This window comes from Pseudomonas sp. EL_65y_Pfl2_R96 (genome assembly GCF_963970905.1).
In the GTDB taxonomy this organism is placed as follows: domain Bacteria; phylum Pseudomonadota; class Gammaproteobacteria; order Pseudomonadales; family Pseudomonadaceae; genus Aquipseudomonas.
The window spans coordinates 1-591 of sequence record NZ_CAXAQH010000157.1 but is presented as its reverse complement, the minus strand read 5'-3'; the positions used below and the strand labels follow the sequence as shown (position 1 = coordinate 591).

1 protein-coding gene is annotated in these 591 nt (G+C 68.9%); it reads right to left on the bottom strand.

All coding sequences use genetic code 11. From position 1 onward, the window contains the following. Nucleotides 1-100 precede the first annotated feature (100 nt). Nucleotides 101-544: a hypothetical protein gene (locus AACY49_RS29980; RefSeq protein WP_339501002.1), complete on the bottom strand. Its 444-nt coding sequence runs from the start codon at nucleotides 542-544 to the stop codon at nucleotides 101-103. Nucleotides 545-591: the final 47 nt, after the last annotated feature.

The window sequence follows — 591 nt, the reverse complement described above, 5'->3', positions numbered from 1 at the left end:
TGACGATGCCAGTCGTCTGCCGCGTTCATAAGAGCGCAGTGTAGACAGTCGCTAGCGCGGTCGTCGGGCGGCGCCTTCGCGCTTGGGGTGTCTGTGATCCTCACGTCCTGCTCCTCTCCGCAATCGCCACCATCGCCACGGCCCGCATCGCGACGAGATCGCCGCGCCTGGCGTAGAGCCGTTCGCAGACCAGCAGCGGGTTGATGCCGAGCGCCTGCCAGAACGCGTCCTCGCCGCGCCTGTGCTGGGCATGGCGGGCATTGAGGTGATCGTCCCGGCAGAGCGGCAGCGCCCAACGGTCCTCGGGCTTCTTCTGCAGGCCGCTCGACTTGCCGAAGGCGGCGGAGGCGAGACGCACATGCGCGGCCTCGCCGCAGGGATCGACGCCGCAATACAGGCACGGGCATTGCCGCACGAGCGCCAGATAATCCGGATCGTCGGCCGGCTCGGCGCGGAAGCGCGGCTGTGCCGGCGTGCCGACGGTCTTGAGCAGGGCGCCTGGCGCGGCCGGCGGGGTGATGCGCTGGGGGCGGAGAATGGTCATGACTTCCCCACCTGCATCATGGCATCGGCAAACTCATAGGCGAGACG

What these genes read in the sequence shown, in the direction of transcription:
- AACY49_RS29980 (WP_339501002.1), bottom strand. Translation starts at nt 544, where the DNA reads ATGACCATTCTCCGCCCCCAGCGCATCACCCCGCCGGCCGCGCCAGGC.